This is a genomic window from Bartonella sp. MR90HLJMH (assembly GCF_042194115.1).
Classification (GTDB): domain Bacteria; phylum Pseudomonadota; class Alphaproteobacteria; order Rhizobiales; family Rhizobiaceae; genus Bartonella; species Bartonella grahamii.
Genome location: NZ_JBHIMM010000004.1, coordinates 18,265 through 35,176, shown reverse-complemented (window position 1 = coordinate 35,176; position 16,912 = coordinate 18,265). Strand labels below are relative to the sequence as shown.

The following is a 16,912-nucleotide window of genomic DNA, read 5'->3' as shown; positions in this document are numbered from 1 at the left end:
TATCCCTTTCAAACCACTGCGGCTGCGTCAATCACACGCAGTTGCGGATTGGTCGTTCCATTCCAATAATTCAAACTAAGATGACCAGCTAAATGAATCATCTCACCAATATTTTCAAAAAGAAAATCACCAAGCGATGTCCCTACAGCACGAAAAGCTATTCCTTGCAGTTTTTTTCCTTCAACATTAGATACAATGAGGCGAAGATGTCCTTTACCAACTTCAGATAGATTCACCAATCGATGAGAGGGAAGAACAAAAACAGGTGTTGCATTCCCTGTCCCAAATGGCCCTGCTTTTTCAAGCAACTCAAACAGCGCTTCATTAACACCAGAAGCAGAAAGAGAACCATCTATACTAAGAGACTTTTTAGCATGCAACTCAGAAACCCTTAAAGAAACTTTTTCTTCTAGCCATTTTCGAAAGATTTCAATTTTTGTTGATTGAATTGTAATTCCTGCTGCCATACTATGTCCCCCTCCTTTTTCTAATAAATTTAATGTAACAGCTTCACGAACGAGTGCTCCTAAATCTATACCATTAATTGAACGTCCCGACCCTACGCCATTTCCATCTTCTTTTAAAGCAATAGCAAAAACAGGACAAAAAAAACGCTCTTTGAGACGGGAAGCAAGAATACCAATAATTCCCGGATGCCATTCTTTATGAGAAATTACAAGTGACAAGGGTATTTCTTGATCTTGATAAAGAGAAGCAATATAAGATTCCGCTTGTGTTAATTGAATGTTCTCCATTTCTTGGCGTTCTTGATTAAGCTGATCTAATTGTTCTGCTATTCTGTCCGCTTCATCTTTATTCTCACAGCTAAGCAAACGTGCTCCCAAAGCTTGATCACCAATGCGCCCTCCTGCATTAATTCTAGGACCTAACAAAAAACCAAAATGAAAACTATTAAGCGGCTCCCCTATTCGTGCAACCTTTGTTAAAGCTGTTATTCCTGGATTATGCATAGAACGAGCAACTTGAAGCCCTTTTATCACAAAAGCACGGTTAACCCCCTGTAATGGAACGACATCACATATGGTTGCCAATGCAACAAGATCAAGCATACTTAAAAGATCAGGCAGCTGCCCTTGGAATTGTTTTTTCCGCAGCAAATGATGAACCCAAGCTAACGTAACAAAAACAACGCCCGCTGCACATAAATGCCCCTGTTTAGAAAAATCATCAGGACGATTAGGATTGACAAGAGCAACGGCTTCTTGATGAATCTCTGACATTTGATGATGATCTAAAATCACAACATCAGCACCAGCAAGCCTCGCTGCTTTTACCGCATCTGGGCTGTTTGCGCCACAATCAACAGTGATAATTAACCGAGCACCTTCTTGCACAAGCATCCTCATTGCTTGTTCATTCGGACCATAGCCTTCAACAATACGATCAGGAATATAAATTTTGACTTCAATACCAAAATAACGAAAAAAACGCGCTATGAGTGCTGAAGAACAAGCACCATCAACATCATAATCACCAAAAACAGCAACCTGTTCTTGATTGAGAAGAGCCTTAACAATACGCTCTGCAGCGCATTGCATATCCCTAAAACTTTCTGGATCAGGCATAAGCGTACGTAATGTTGGATTAATAAAAGCAACAGCCTCAGCTTCATCCACATCTCTTGCTGAAAGTACTCGAGCTAACTGATCTGGAAAACCAAATTTTTGGGAAATAGCGCGCGCATTATTTATCCCTTGAACATCAAGGGCATCTAACCAAGCTTGACCACAAGCAGAAGATTCAACATTGAGAAAATAACGAGACCACTGCATTATTGCTTATTTTATAATGAAGAAAGATAAAATACAATCATGCGGTAAAGATAAAATAGTCTTTTGCAACATTCATTTTAAGTTTAAATGGTACACAAACTTCTTTTAATGAGGTATTATAATACCATTATTATAACATATTGTTTTATAAAGTTTTTATTTTCTCTTGACGTCAATCAAAAGACATTATATCAGAGCAAGTAGTATGCGTTAAATATTTCGCTATGGTAACAATTTTCAACGCAAAACAGTAAAAATTCCCTTATATTAAAAGGGTTCTAATAAAGGATACTTCTATGGCAACTTTTTCACAAAAGCCAACTGAAGTGGTGAAAAAATGGGTTATTATTGACGCAGAAAACCTTGTTTTAGGTCGTCTTGCCACATTTGTTGCTAACCGCTTACGTGGCAAACATAAAGCTACATTTACTCCACATGTTGATGATGGTGACAACGTTATTGTCATTAATGCAAATAAAATAGCTCTCACTGGCAAAAAATATACGGATAAAAAATATTATTGGCATACCGGCTATATTGGTGGAATCAAACAACGTACAGCACGTCAACTTCTTGAGGGGCGTTTTCCCGAACGCGTTATTGAAAAAGCGGTAGAGCGCATGATTCCTCGTGGTCCCCTTGGTCGCCGTCAATTGAAGAATCTACGTGTTTACGCTGGAAGCCAACATCCACATGAAGCACAACAGCCTGAATCTCTTGACGTTGGTGCTTTAAACCGCAAAAACAAAAGGATTGCTTGATTATGGCTGAAATTAATTCTCTTTCTGAGCTTAGCATAGTAACAAGTATTACAGAAACACATGAAAATGTTGTTCCTGTCCACGTGCAAAAGCTTGATTCACAAGGACGTGCTTATGCAACAGGAAAGCGTAAAGACGCTGTTGCACGCGTATGGATTAAACCAGGTTCTGGAAAAATCACGATCAACAATAAGGAATTTGACAAATATTTTGCTCGTCCTGTTCTTAGAATGATTCTTCGTCAACCAATTGTTGCAACAAACAGGGATACCCAGTTTGATATTATTGCAACCGTTGCAGGTGGTGGTCTTTCCGGACAAGCTGGTGCAGTGCGCCATGGCATTTCCAAAGCTTTAACCTATTACGAACCAGAACTTCGCTCAATCTTGAAAAAAGGTGGTTTTCTCACCCGTGATAGCCGTGTTGTTGAACGTAAAAAATACGGTAAAGCAAAAGCACGTCGTTCTTTCCAATTCTCAAAGCGTTAATTTCATTTTTTGTACAATGCATAAAGCCTCGGACAAAAACGGGGCTTTTTTAACTGCTAAAACAGATTTTTAGTAGAGAAAAATTTACACCGGTTAGAAGAAAATAAGAATGCAAAACAACCGATTCTCCTTAGACAAGAGCTAAAAAATAGATCAAAAAATTCAAAAGCTCAGTTTCAATTTTTAAAAACTTGTATTTTTTTAATAGACATATCCACGTGCTAGAATACAAAATATCTGTAATATAACTTTAGTTATCTCATAAGCTTTTCAATGTCTTTTTCTATCATTACTTAACAAGCTTCAATCCAAGAAATGCTTTACCATTGTGATAAAATGCGGGACAGAAATAGGTTTTGACATATATTCTTCACATCCACTTGCACGAATTCGTTCTTCATCCCCTTTCATAGCAAAGGCTGTTACAGCAACAACGGGAATCGATCTTAGTTCTTCATCTTCTTTTAATTGTTTAATAACATCTATTCCAGAGACCTCTGGCAACTGGATATCCACAAGGATAAGGGATGGCATTGATGAACGCGCCAAATCTAATGCCATAAGACCATTCCGCGTTTCAATGGTTTCATAGCCACTCGCTTCTACGAGATCACGGAATAGCTTCATATTAAGCTCATTATCTTCCACGATCATGACTTTTTTTGACATTAGTATAACTTCCACCCTTCTTAAACAAAATAGGAATGAATCTACATTCTCTTTGCTTAAGATAAAATGATAAAAAAAATTGTAAACCACAAAGAGACTAAAAGCTTCCAATAAAAGCTTTTTACGCAAACATTTGTAATACTCATCACTATGCTTTTTCATTTCATAAAAATGAAACCCACAAATAGTTGTAAGATTGTATTACCGTATATTTTTTGAGTTAATATGCAAAGTTTATGGATATCTCAATTAATGCATTCGCGTTTTCATCATAAAAAAATATCAGCCACAAACTTAGCTCAAATGCGTATTTTAAAGAGGAAAAAATTTAAGTAGTCTTTAAAATAGCTGATTAGTTAAATTTAATGTGCCATATACTGCCATCCCCCAAACAATATCTTAAGGATAAACTTATCAATATCATTAAGAGTAAAATATAAATAAACCGTGATTAAATATCACGGTTTATTTATATAAAATATTCAACAACAGAATAATTCAAAGTTCATCAAGTAAAATATCTTTTAATTCAAAGCCCATGCACTATAAGCAAAAGCATCGAATGTTCTTCCACCTGTCGTTCTTCCGGGACTCGGTGGCTTTCTAGTAAAGAAATATACAAGATATGCGATTAAACCAAAAATCGCTGCCTCCATCCCCATTAAACCTGCGACTTTTTGGACATTTTTCTCAGCCCCTTGTCCTCCAAATTGGCTAATAATCATATCAACAGCTTTAATAACTCTATTTTCCTGTGTCATTACAGAAATGAAACCAGCATTTTGAAATCTACCATTTAAAGAATCGGCATTGGCTCCTAAAACCTGTGAAAAGAAAATAGCGACTGCAACCACACATACTATACAATGCTTAAATATTTTCATCATAACCACCTATTACAATGTTTAATAAAATAAATTTTCTTTACCACCCCCTCTAAATAGAAAACATTACATCATCTATCGATAACGTATATTTATCTTCTTATAATAAAAAATATAATACAAAACTTTAATTAATAATTTTATTTTAATTGCTATTTTTATATTATATTACATTTACAATATACCCGTTACATATTTATCTTAAGTTTGTCAATTATTTTATTTGTGTTTTTATATTATACAATTTAATGCTAAAATGTATTAAATTAGAATTATTTTATTGTTTTTATTATAATTTTAGTTTTATTATCATAAATATTATTATGGTATTACAGTACAAAAAATACCAACGTGTTGTTTTTTAGTTACACGTACTGTTTTTTATTTTTTATATAATATAGTAAGATAAATATTTTTAAAATTTACAGAAAACAAAAAAATACTTTATTGAAAGATTCTGATAAAATTATTTGCATTATTATAAATTAGGAAGAAATAGCTGTCCTAGTAAAAAAATTAGCGTAAACTCCAGCTTAGCTCTTTGATTGAAAAAGCTAAATCAGATACAATAAGAGATAACTTTTGGTGAACGCGCCAAATCTAATGCCATAAGGACATTACACATTTTGACGATTTCACAGCCTCTCGTTTCTACAAGAACGCGGAATAATTTTAATAAAGTTCTTTAATAAAGTTCATTGTCTTCCACGATTATAACTTTCTGACTTTTATATCATCCCCCTAATCCATTAAATTTACGAATTGTTTTTTTTAAACTTATGAAAGTCATAGCAATAAAAAGAAAAGTACTCAACAGAAGATATCCAATATTCCATTCGCCTTTACCAAATAACAGTGAAACGGGCAAAGAAGCAGAAAAAGCCATAGGAAGCATAAACAAAAACCATTTTACGATGCTTAAAGGATAAATGCCTATTGGTACAAATGACAGCTCGTAAATCATTTCATGAAAATATTCGACAGGCATCTTACGGCTAATAATAAATGTTATAAAATTAAACATCATGAAAAAACAAATATTGACGATAAAAACACAAAATATTGCAACAATAAAAGAGATCCATCTGAGCTTAAGATCGGATATATTCGGTAATGATACAAATAAATAGGCGCTAACATAAAGAACAAAGAGCTTGATCAGATTAAGTGGTTTACACCAACCAAACAACATCAACAACCAGATTGAAACAGGCTTTATCAAGTATGGCTCAATTTTACCATCCGCTACTTTTTCAAAAAATGTTTCAATAGAATTAGTAAAAATATTCAAAAATATTCCAAGTAAAACAAAGACAACAAAGATAAAATGAATTTCATCTGTGCTATAGTTACCGATCTTTCCTGAAAAAGAAGATATTCTATCAATAAATATGAATTGAATAAAATAATAGCATAGAGAAAGAATAAACTCCCCAGCCAAATTCTTACCATAAACAATCTGTCGGCGGATATTCAGGCTGATAAAATGAAGGATTATTTTCATCTCAACCACCCGCTCCATTATATGCTTTCATTCCTTTATTCCAAGCAATATAAATTAAGAATAAAAGACACAAAATATAAGTAAAACTTCCGAAAATAAACTGCTGAAACAACGCTAAATTTTGCGTCGCGAAAAACTCGGCAGGAGCTGATATCATGAAACGATAAGGATTAAATTGCATAAGCGGAATAAGCCACACCGGCCAAAAAGATGGTGGTAAAAGAACACCCCCAAGAAGCGCTGAACTGAGAATACTGAAAGAGAGTAATATATTGTACTCAATCACCAAAAAGCTTAATAAGGCAATTCCAAAAGAGATTAAAAAACAAAGCAATTGTGATAGAATAACAATGAGAAAAAAGAATAGAAAAGCGATGACCAATCCCAGAATATTTTCATAGGATGAAACAAGCTTAACAACAAAAAGAGCCAATAACGGGATGCTATATAATACACTCTCCCCTAAAAAAGTAAAAAGCATTTGTGTCATATAACTGAAGGGCTTTGTAAGATATACTTCTAATTGACCTTCTTTAACATGATGAGAGAAAAACTTAATCACATTATAACCATTATTTAAGCGTCCTAGGACTAAAGCAAAAGCATAATAATACATCATATCATGAAAGCTAAAGCCATTTATGGTGTTGCCCATATCAGAGAAAAGTGCATTCCATAATAGAAGTTGAATAACAAATGGCGAAAGTGTCCCAATGATAATATCGGTAAAAAACATTACTCTATCACTTAGAACAGTGAGTAATCCATTCTTGGCAAAAAGAAACATACCAAAGCAGTGGTTAGATAAATTCTTTAAATTTAACACGGAGCATCTCTTCAAGCGAGGGAGTGGATACAGAGAACGTACAGTTCAGTTCGGTTGTAATTTCGCGTACAAAACGCGCAAAATCCTCACGGGGCAGCGAAACCTCCAGCGAGCATTCTTCAGCGTTAAAGTGCTTATCCTTTAAAGAAGTAGATGATTTCAACGCAATCTCATCAATTTTTTCTACAACAGTTGAAGATGTAGCTACGTGTTCACAAAAAAGCGTCATTCTCACCAAAGAAGGAATGACATTTTTAAGCGCTTGAAGATTGCCATGAAACTGTTTCTTTCCCTTATGCAAGAGAATAATATCATCAACGTATCCATCAATATCTCCCATATCATGACTCGTGATGATATACCCTGTGCCGCGCTCCCTTTTCAGTTTTTTAAGAAGCTCCCTGATTTCATGCTTAGATGTAATATCAAGACCAATACTTGGCTCATCGAGAAACAACAGTTTAGGTCTAAAGGAGAGATTAAATGCCAATTCACTTTTCACTCTCTCACCCAGACTAAGCATCCGCACTGGCTTATCCATAATATGCTCAAGACCCAGCAACTCTGTAATCTCTCTAAGATCACGGGTAAAAGAGGCGCGTTCAAGACCATATAATGGTCGAACCATATCCAGACTGTAGCGTAAGGGTAAATCCCACCACAAACAATTCTTGTGACCAAAGACCACACCCAAAGACTTGAACAGATCTTTTTTTGCTTTATAAGGATCAACACCAAGGACTTTAATACATCCCTCATCAGCATATTGTATACCAGAAAGTATTTTAATCCAGTGTCGATTTACCCGCTCCGTTAGGGCCAAGAATTGCTAATGATTGCCCTGAAAAGAGGGTAAAACTCATATCTTTTAACACATGATGATTTGTATAAACCGGCTTGAAGAGAGAAACCACCTTGTTTTTAAAACCAATTCCTCTGTCAATGTTGCGATATATTTTTGAGACGTTATTAACGTCAATCAATAATGATCCCATCAGTCACTCCTAATTTCAACTTATCCCCCCCTTTGAATGTTCCCATAATAAATATCTGTTTTTGTTCACTAGACAAAACAAAAGTGTTCAAGCCCTCCTTAGAGCAATAAAACGCACCTGACGTTTTATCTCCAATTTTTTGTCTAGATATTTTTTCAATGTGATGAGTTCACTTCAATGAAGCATTAAGATACTAAAAACTTATTTCTTCTTTTATGAAAGATAATCTTTTGGATAAACTAAGTAAGTAGAAAAATAATTGCTCATTGAAAGAAGAACTTTGCTAATAAACCTTCATATAAACAAAGATACAAAGCATAAATCTATACTATAAGCATATCAAACAACATTGATAACAAACCAAACTTCCTTGACAAAAGGAATTCCTTGAGAAGATACTTTTCCTCAGCATTACTATAAAATGCCTCAATTATCTCCCATGAAAAAATTAAAATCGCCTTCACTATTTTAGTAAATATCTTTCAGATTTTATCTAACTCATCTCCCTCAACAGACACGCCTCCCCAATATATGACCTCTGTAGATAATTCAAAGGAGCAGCTTCATCAACTCAGATTATTAAACAATACATCGTATCCCAAAATAACAATACAATCAATATGGATAAAGAGCTGTAGAAAGAAAACTTACAATATTCGAAAATTTCATCACTCAAAAACACAATTTTCTTATAGCGATTTACTTATCAAAAACTTTCTCCAAATGATGCACTATTCATCTTATCAAATTTATAGACAAAATTTGTATCAATCAAAAAGAACAAATGAAGTTTCTTTACTCTGTTTCAGCATCACTCTCATTAAAAGACAAAAGATTAAAACTTTGGACCATATGAGGCGGTAAAGGTGCAACAATATCCAATATTCCTCCTGAAGGATGAGGAATACGAATACGACGTGCATGAAGATGAAGACGGTTTTGAATTCCTCCTGGTAATGTCCAATTACTATCAGAAAAAAAATACTTTGTATCGCCAATGATCGGATGATCCATATAGGCAGCATGCACACGAAGCTGATGTGTTCTCCCTGTATAGGGTTCCATTTCAAGCCACGAAAGAGCCCGCCCTCGCGTATCTAAAACGCGATAGTAGGAAACCGCATGATGTGAATCTGGCTCCCCATGTTCACAAACACGCATTTTATCACCTTGTGCAGTCATTTCCTTAACCATCCACGTTGAAATTTTGTCCTGCTTTTTTTTAGGCACGCCCCGAACCAACGCCCAATAAGTCTTTTTTGTTTCTCGCGCTCTAAAAGCAGCTGTTAAGGACTGAGCCGCTCCCCTTGATCGCGCAACAATAAAGACACCCGACGTCTCACGATCAAGACGATGAACCAAACGCGGCTTTTCACCTTTTTTATTGCGCCATACCTCAAGCATACTATCCATATGACGTGTTAAACCAGAACCTCCTTGTACAGCCAACCCAGCTGGCTTGTTAAAAACAAATACCTTTGGATCTTCATAAAGCAGCATTTTTTTCAAAACGGTTTCATCATCCTGCCCACGAAGTGTTTTATCCGTTATTGAAAGATTTTCCTTGTCACTAATAGGGAGAGGTGGAATACGAACAGCTTGCCCCATACAAAGACGCGTATCGGCTTTAACACGTCCACCATCAAGCCGTATCTGACCAGAACGCAACAATTTCTGCAAAGCTCCAAAACCAAGTCCTGGATAATGCACTTTAAACCAGCGATCTAAGCGCATTCCATTTTCATCTACCTCAACTTTTTTTATTTCTACGCCTGCCATGAAAATTCCCTTACCTGTTAATTTTCTCTGCCCAAAATTTTTTACCTGATAATTTTATTGATCTGTTTTGCGCCTTTATAAACACAAAAATTCATATTTTAGTTGGCTTTATCACACCATATTACAGTTAGTATCCAAAATTGCCTTTTCTTAACGGTCAAATTCTATTAGCTAAAAACTAAGCGTTATAAAAATCAACAGCCTTTACGCTTAATAGCGAATGGAGATAATTAACCGTGTCCTTATTCAAAACCTATGCACGTGTTCTCACTTACCTAAATAGAGAAAAAAATGCATCTCTTTTAATCTGTACCGCTAATGTTATATTAGCTATTATCACCATTGCAGAACCTATTTTATTCGGACGTGTTATTGATTCTATTTCAGAAAAATCAGCTATCATTCCTACTCTTACCCTTTGGGTTTGTTTTGGACTTTCACATATTATTGCTTATGTCCTTGTTGCTCGCGGTGCTGACCGCTTAGCCCATAGACGCCGCTTAACGGTTTTAACGGAATCTTTCGAACGTATCATTGCCATGCCTTTAATTTGGCATCAACAACGTGGGACTTCCAACGCACTCCATACACTTTTGCGCGCAATAGATTCCATGTCAACCATATGGCTTGATTTTATGCGCCAACACCTCTCAACACTTGTCGCCTTATTGGTTCTCATCCCCATAGCGTTTAATATGAATTGGCGTCTTTCAATAGTCTTGGTTGTGCTTGCCATCATCTACGTATTAATTGCACGTTTAGTGATGCGAAAAACAAAAGACGGACAAGCCGCTGTAGAATGCTACCACCACAACCTTTTTAAACATGTCAGTGATTCAATCTCTAATGTTTCCATTGTACAAAGTTATAACCGAATAGAAGAAGAAACTTCTATACTGCATCAACATACAAATGCTCTGCTTAAAGCACAAAATCCTGTTCTCAATTGGTGGGCGCTGGCCAGTGGCTTAAATCGAATGGCTTCAACAATTTCAATCGTTTGTGTTCTTCTCCTTGGAGCTTTTTTTGTTGCAAAAGGTCAATTACGAGTAGGTGAAGTTGTTGCTTTTGTTGGATTTGCACAACTCATGATTAGCCGTCTAGACCAAATGAGTAATTTTATTAATTGTGCAATATCCTCACAAGCAAAACTGCAAGAATTTTTTGAAATGGAAGACTCAACCTTTCATATCAACGAACCGCAAAATCTTCCTTCCCTTCAAAATGTTAAAGGCGCCATACAATTCCATCACGTGACCTATAAATTCCCAAATTCTTCTCAAGGTGTTTTTGATGTTTCCTTTGAGGTTAAAGCAGGACAAACTGTTGCGATTGTAGGACCAACAGGGGCTGGGAAGACAACATTGATCAATCTGTTGCAGCGCGTATACGACCCTGCCTTTGGGCATATCTCCATTGATGGAATAAATATATGCTCGATCAATCGCGAATCTTTACGCAAATCTCTAGCAACAGTATTTCAAGACTCGGGTCTTTTCAACCGTACTATTCATGACAATATTTCAATAGGAAAAACGAGCGCAACGAATGAAGAACTTTATGAAGCAGCAAAATTAGCAGAAGCTCACGATTTTATTCTAAAAAAAGCTGATTGTTATAACACAATAGTGGGCGAACGAGGATCTCAATTATCAGGTGGAGAAAAACAGCGACTAGCAATTGCACGCGCTGTTTTAAAAAATGCCCCTATTCTCATTCTAGATGAAGCAACAAGTGCTCTTGATGTTGAAACAGAAGCACGTGTCAAAGATGCTCTCGATTCCATACGCCATAACCGCACTACTTTTATTATAGCACATCGCCTCTCAACAGTACGCAATGCTGATATGATACTCTTTCTGGAACATGGTTACTTAATGGAAAAAGGAAACTTTCAAGAATTGATCGATAAAGGAGGGCGTTTCTCTAAATTTTTAAAGGCAAGTGGTTTAACAATCAAACCACCAGAAAGAGAAGGAGAAAATGTTATCCCCTTACACGAAGCCATAGCATCATAAAAATGATACTCTTCATAAATCTTATGCAAAAAAATCCTCCTCAATACAACAAGAGCGCTTGTATAATGCAAGTAAAAAGATTTCTAAAAATGCCACAATCCATTTCAGGTATTTAAGACAGATATTAAAACAATTTAGTATTTTCTCTGCTATTGCAATTTTACTAGATTGGGACAAAAATATTGCCCTATATCTGTGCGTATTAACGAGTATACACTCTCATTTAGGGAAAATATAAAGATGTAAAGGTAAAAATAACTTCCAGTTTTACCGTCTTCTTTTAACTCAGCTTTACGAATTTCAAAACGAACTGAAGCAATAGCTTTTTTAATAATGAATATTATGTATTGCTTTTTGTTTATCACGTTCTTTATAATCCTCTCATAAAGAACAGAATGTCATTGTTTTGCACATTCATATGGCTTTTTTAGAAACATTTCTCAATGCTCCTAAGCCCATTTCACAACGACATCCATGAGTGATTTTGATTAATTTAACATACACAGAATTTGAAACGATAAATTATCATTATAAATCAATATATTAAGATAATCTCATCATAATAAATTAGATATTAATCTAAATCTTTAGATTTGTGTAACATTCCTTTGATTTATATTGATAATTCATTATTTTATAACTTGAAATAAAGATTTATAAAGATAGGAGAATATTCTTTTCAAGACCTTTTAATGATAAATAAAAAAACTGTTTGCTTGTACATAACAAGAAAAATGAAAACAATACAATATCTCTAAGATACAACAACTCTTTTATAAGCCTTTTCAAGGAAAGGGATTTTAGTTATTTGAAAGCTAATAAAATAATGACAGCTTATAACTTTATAAGGATAATCGTATGCAATAAATCTTGTATTATCCCTTTCATAAAAAGAGATATTTCTTCAAAAAAATCTATAGGAGCAACACAATAACTAGTCTTCTTAGTAAAAGAATACACAGCAAAGCATGAAGTGCTGCATAATCTATTTTGTCTTTACAATTGGATTTTCCCCCAATTACGCTGTATCTGATTTCAGCAACACACTAGATAGATATTCGTGATACTTAGACGCCAACCCAATATAAAAATGTAAGAAACACCTATGCAGAATGATTTCATTCTTTAATTTTTTCCAGAAAATCTTTTAGTGCCGCAAATGCCTCATCAGCTTTGTTCCCCTCAGGACCACCAGCCTGCGCCATATCAGGACGGCCACCTCCACCTTTACCACCAAGCATACCTGAAAGAATACGAACGAGATCAACAGCATTTAACTTATCCGTTAAATCATCCGTAACGCCAACAACAGCACTCCCTTTTCCATCCTCTGAGACACTAATAAAAGCAACCACTCCAGATCCGATTTGTTTTTTCTCAGAATCGACGAGCGCCTTAAGATCCCGTGGTAAAATATTTTTAACAACGCGTCCGGTAAAAGAAAGCCCTTTAATGATGGTAATATCACCTTGGCTCCTTTCTGTTATTCCACCACTCAACATCATTTTCTTGCGTACATCATTCAATTCTTTTTCAAGTTTACGACGATCATCAAGCAAAATTCGCACCCGTTCTTCCACGCCAGCAGAAGAAGTTTTTAAAAGATCAGCAATTTCATGAATACGTTCATCTTGGCGGCTAAGATAAAGACGTGCTTCTTTGCCTGTTAAAGCTTCAATACGCCGCACTCCAGCTGAAACAGAACTTTCAGAAAAAATATGAATCAAACCAATATCACCTGTTCGCTCCACATGTGTGCCTCCACAAAGCTCTATTGACCAATGCTTTTTTAATCTTCGCTGTTCAAGTGGCTCCCCCATAGAAACAACGCGAACTTCATCACCATATCTCTCACCAAATAATGCCATTGCACCTTCAGAAATTGCATCATCTACAGCCATGAGGCGCGTTACCACTCTACTATTTTGCAAAATAATCTCATTTGCTAAATCTTCTATTTTTTTCAGTTCTTCTGGTGAAACGGATTTTGGATGAGAAAAATCAAAACGCAACCGATCTGGCAATACAAGAGAGCCTTTTTGTGTAACATGAGATCCCAAAACTTGTCGTAAAGCTTCGTGTAACAAATGGGTAGCAGAATGATTTCCACGAATTTTTTTACGACGAACAACATCAACGTTTAATTCTACACAATCAGACCTTGATGCCTGACCAGATTTCACCACCCCAATATGGATAAAAACACCATCACCCTTTCTTTGGGTATCATGCACCTCAAAAATAAAATTTTCACCAGAAATGATCCCACTATCACCAACTTGTCCACCAGATTCACCATAAAAAGGTGTTTGATTAACAACAAGCATAGCTTTCTGACCTAAAGAAATATGATCAACCAGTTTACCATCACACACGAGAGCTGTAAGAATGCCTTTAGCCGTTTCTGTTTCATAACCCAAAAATTCTGTAGCCCCCACTTTATCACGAACAGAAAACCAGATCTTTTCTGTTACAGCTTCCCCAGAACCAGACCAATTGGCACGCGCTTCCTCTTTTTGACGTTCCATCGCTTTATCAAAAGTATCAACATCAACAGATATTCCACGACGCCGCAAAACATCCTGCGTTAAATCAAGCGGAAAACCATAGGTATCATAAAGCTTGAAAGCAACTTCACCATTTAAATGATCTCCTTCTTTAAGATCGGTACTTGCTTCATTTAACAAACCAAGTCCTCGTTCAAGCGTTTTACGAAAACGTATTTCTTCTAACCTTAAAGTTTCTGAAATCAAAGATTCAGCACGCACCAATTCAGGATAGGCCTGTCCCATTTCGCGGTTTAAAGCAGGCAAAAGTCGCCACAATAAGGGCTCTTTAGCACCAAGAAGATGCGCATGACGCATAGCACGACGCATAATACGACGTAAAACATATCCTCTTCCTTCATTAGAAGGAAGCACACCATCAGCAATCAAAAATGCAGATGAACGAAGATGATCAGCAATGACACGATGACTGGCAATAAAATCACCCTTTGCCTCAATCTCTGTAATTTCTTCTGATGCAGCAATTAATGCACGAAAAAGATCAATGTCATAATTATCATGAACGCCCTGTAAAACAGCAGCAATACGCTCTAATCCCATACCGGTATCAATAGAAGGATGAGGCAAATCAACACGTTTTTCCTGAGAAATCTGCTCATATTGCATAAAAACAAGATTCCAAATCTCAATAAAGCGATCGCCATCTTCTTCCATACTTCCAGGAGGACCACCCCAGATTTCATCGCCATGATCATAAAAAATCTCCGAACAAGGACCACAAGGTCCTGTTTCTCCCATCGACCAAAAATTATCAGCCGTCGCAATACGGACAATTTTTTCATCTGGAAGACCTGAAATTCTACGCCACAGTTCAGCAGCAACATCATCACTATGGTAAACTGTCACCAACAATTTATCTTTTGGTAGGCAAAATTCCTTCGTTAAAAGATTCCATGATAAAAGAATGGCTTCTTCTTTGAAATAATCACCGAAAGAAAAATTACCCAGCATTTCAAAAAATGTATGATGGCGTGCCGTATAACCAACATTATCAAGATCATTATGCTTTCCACCCGCACGAACACATTTTTGTGCCGTTGTTGCCTGCTTATAAGGAGGTTGTTCAAGTCCAGTAAAAACATTTTTAAACTGCACCATCCCTGCATTTGTAAACATAAGTGTAGGATCATTTCTCGGAACAAGCGGACTAGAAGAAAGAACTTTATGCCCATTACGATGAAAATAATCCAAAAATATTGACCGAATATTATTAACACTATTCATACTGACACCTGCTCAATACAGCACAAAACCATAAAAGAAAAATCCCCCTCATTAAATATCCTCTTCGCCAAGCATGGAGTCAATTTAATCAAAGAATGGAATATTTGTTTTAAAAAATTGAGAAAAAAATGACTGTGTATTTAAAAACTCAAACAAAAAAACAGAAAAAAATTATAGACGAAAAAAACGCTCCATCAAATGGTTTCATCACTTTCTATATTTTCTGACCCTGCATTTTCTAACAATTCAATCGCAATCAAACCAGCATTTTGGCGCAAAGCTGCTTCAATCTCTGTAGCTATTTCCGCATGTTCACGTAAAAACTGCTTTGCATTCTCACGCCCCTGTCCTAAACGCTGAGAATTATAAGAGAACCATGCACCAGATTTTTCCACAATACCAACCTTGACACCCAAATCAATCAATTCACCTACTTTGGAAATACCTTCACCATAAATAATATCAAACTCAACCTGCTTGAATGGAGGTGCCAGTTTATTCTTCACCACTTTAACACGCGTCTGATTACCAACGATTGCATCCCTATCTTTAATGGATCCAATGCGACGAATATCTAAACGAACAGAAGCATAAAACTTTAAAGCGTTTCCACCCGTTGTCGTTTCGGGAGAACCAAACATCACACCAATTTTCATGCGAATTTGATTAATAAAGACAACCATACAGTTAGAGCGAAAAATTGCTGCTGTTAATTTTCGCAACGCTTTACTCATTAACCGAGCTTGCAATCCGGGCAAAGCATCACCCATTTCACCGTCAATTTCTGCTCGCGGTGTTAAAGCTGCGACAGAATCCACAACAAGCACATCAACTGCACCAGAACGAACCAACGTTTCTGTAATTTCCAATGCCTGTTCACCGGTATCTGGCTGAGAAATGAACAAGTTTTCTAAATCAACACCAAGCTTACGCGCATAAATAGGATCAAGCGCATGCTCTGCATCAATAAAAGCACAAATTCCACCCCCTTTCTGTGCTTCAGCAATAGCATGTAGAGCCAATGTTGTTTTCCCAGAACTTTCTGGTCCATAAATCTCAACAATACGCCCCTTCGGTAATCCACCAATCCCTAAAGCAATATCCAAGGATAACGACCCTGTTGGAACTGTTTCAATTTCAACAACCTGCTCTTTTTGCCCAAGACGCATAATCGAGCCTTTACCAAAAGAACGTTCAATTTGTGAGAGAGCAGCATCGAGAGCTTTTGTTTTATCCACGATTATATCCTTGACCGATTCATAATAACCTAAAACCTAAGTGTACACTGTACTTTTAATTTAACTAAAGGCTTGAGTTTAGATTTTCACAGACTATTTCCATTCCTATCTCCACATTATGTCCATAACATTCATGACCATCACAATAAAGAATTGGCATCGCTTA

The 16,912-nt window shown here is 36.1% G+C and carries 13 protein-coding genes; 3 read left to right on the top strand and 10 right to left on the bottom strand.

Annotated features, from left to right (window positions below; genetic code table 11):
- Nucleotides 1-8: 8 nt before the first annotated feature.
- Nucleotides 9-1,793, bottom strand: coding sequence for a single-stranded-DNA-specific exonuclease RecJ (recJ, locus tag ACFIJ9_RS03875; protein ID WP_375635858.1), 1,785 nt, complete (start codon nt 1,791-1,793; stop codon nt 9-11).
- A gap of 296 nt (nt 1,794-2,089) precedes the next feature.
- Here recJ and rplM point away from each other — a divergent pair, with 296 nt between their 5' ends.
- Together rplM and rpsI are read left to right on the top strand one after the other, a co-directional pair.
- The gene (gene rplM / locus ACFIJ9_RS03870) at nt 2,090-2,554 is read left to right on the top strand and encodes a 50S ribosomal protein L13 (protein WP_375635857.1); all 465 of its coding nucleotides are present in this window, start codon (nt 2,090-2,092) and stop codon (nt 2,552-2,554) included.
- 2 nt (nt 2,555-2,556) lie between these two features.
- Nucleotides 2,557-3,042 (top strand): 30S ribosomal protein S9, encoded by a 486-nt coding sequence (gene rpsI, locus ACFIJ9_RS03865; protein WP_015856545.1) that lies wholly within the window; start codon nt 2,557-2,559, stop codon nt 3,040-3,042.
- A 303-nt stretch (nt 3,043-3,345) separates the two neighbouring features.
- On the opposite strand, the gene ACFIJ9_RS03860 is transcribed toward rpsI, so the two are convergent.
- From ACFIJ9_RS03860 to ACFIJ9_RS03830, 7 genes are all read right to left on the bottom strand, one after another.
- Nucleotides 3,346-3,711: a response regulator gene (locus ACFIJ9_RS03860; RefSeq protein WP_015856546.1), complete on the bottom strand. Its 366-nt coding sequence runs from the start codon at nt 3,709-3,711 to the stop codon at nt 3,346-3,348.
- 524 nt (nt 3,712-4,235) lie between these two features.
- Entirely contained in the window at nt 4,236-4,595 is a 360-nt protein-coding gene (locus tag ACFIJ9_RS03855; RefSeq protein WP_375635927.1) for a hypothetical protein, read from the bottom strand.
- Between the two features lie 733 nt (nt 4,596-5,328).
- The gene (locus tag ACFIJ9_RS03850) at nt 5,329-6,117 is read right to left on the bottom strand and encodes an ABC-2 family transporter protein (RefSeq protein ID WP_375635856.1); all 789 of its coding nucleotides are present in this window, start codon (nt 6,115-6,117) and stop codon (nt 5,329-5,331) included.
- Entirely contained in the window at nt 6,101-6,925 is an 825-nt protein-coding gene (locus ACFIJ9_RS03845; protein WP_375635855.1) for an ABC-2 family transporter protein, read from the bottom strand. Before ACFIJ9_RS03845 ends, ACFIJ9_RS03850 begins: the two co-directional genes overlap by 17 nt.
- Entirely contained in the window at nt 6,900-7,748 is an 849-nt protein-coding gene (locus ACFIJ9_RS03840) for an ATP-binding cassette domain-containing protein (protein ID WP_375635854.1), read from the bottom strand. Before ACFIJ9_RS03840 ends, ACFIJ9_RS03845 begins: the two co-directional genes overlap by 26 nt.
- Nucleotides 7,711-7,920 (bottom strand): ATP-binding cassette domain-containing protein, encoded by a 210-nt coding sequence (locus tag ACFIJ9_RS03835; protein ID WP_375635853.1) that lies wholly within the window; start codon nt 7,918-7,920, stop codon nt 7,711-7,713. Before ACFIJ9_RS03835 ends, ACFIJ9_RS03840 begins: the two co-directional genes overlap by 38 nt.
- A gap of 795 nt (nt 7,921-8,715) precedes the next feature.
- Nucleotides 8,716-9,699 (bottom strand): RluA family pseudouridine synthase, encoded by a 984-nt coding sequence (locus ACFIJ9_RS03830; protein WP_375635852.1) that lies wholly within the window; start codon nt 9,697-9,699, stop codon nt 8,716-8,718.
- Nucleotides 9,700-9,935: 236 nt separating this feature from the next.
- Here ACFIJ9_RS03830 and ACFIJ9_RS03825 point away from each other — a divergent pair, with 236 nt between their 5' ends.
- Complete coding sequence (locus tag ACFIJ9_RS03825) at nt 9,936-11,717, top strand: glucan ABC transporter ATP-binding protein/ permease (protein ID WP_375635851.1); 1,782 nt, start codon at nt 9,936-9,938, stop codon at nt 11,715-11,717.
- Between the two features lie 1,118 nt (nt 11,718-12,835).
- Here the strand turns inward: ACFIJ9_RS03825 and alaS are convergent.
- Together alaS and recA are read right to left on the bottom strand one after the other, a co-directional pair.
- A complete protein-coding gene (gene alaS, locus ACFIJ9_RS03820) occupies nt 12,836-15,508 on the bottom strand; it encodes an alanine--tRNA ligase (RefSeq protein WP_375635850.1) in 2,673 nt (890 codons plus the stop codon).
- A gap of 194 nt (nt 15,509-15,702) precedes the next feature.
- The gene (recA, locus tag ACFIJ9_RS03815) at nt 15,703-16,746 is read right to left on the bottom strand and encodes a recombinase RecA (protein ID WP_375635849.1); all 1,044 of its coding nucleotides are present in this window, start codon (nt 16,744-16,746) and stop codon (nt 15,703-15,705) included.
- Nucleotides 16,747-16,912 lie beyond the last annotated feature (166 nt).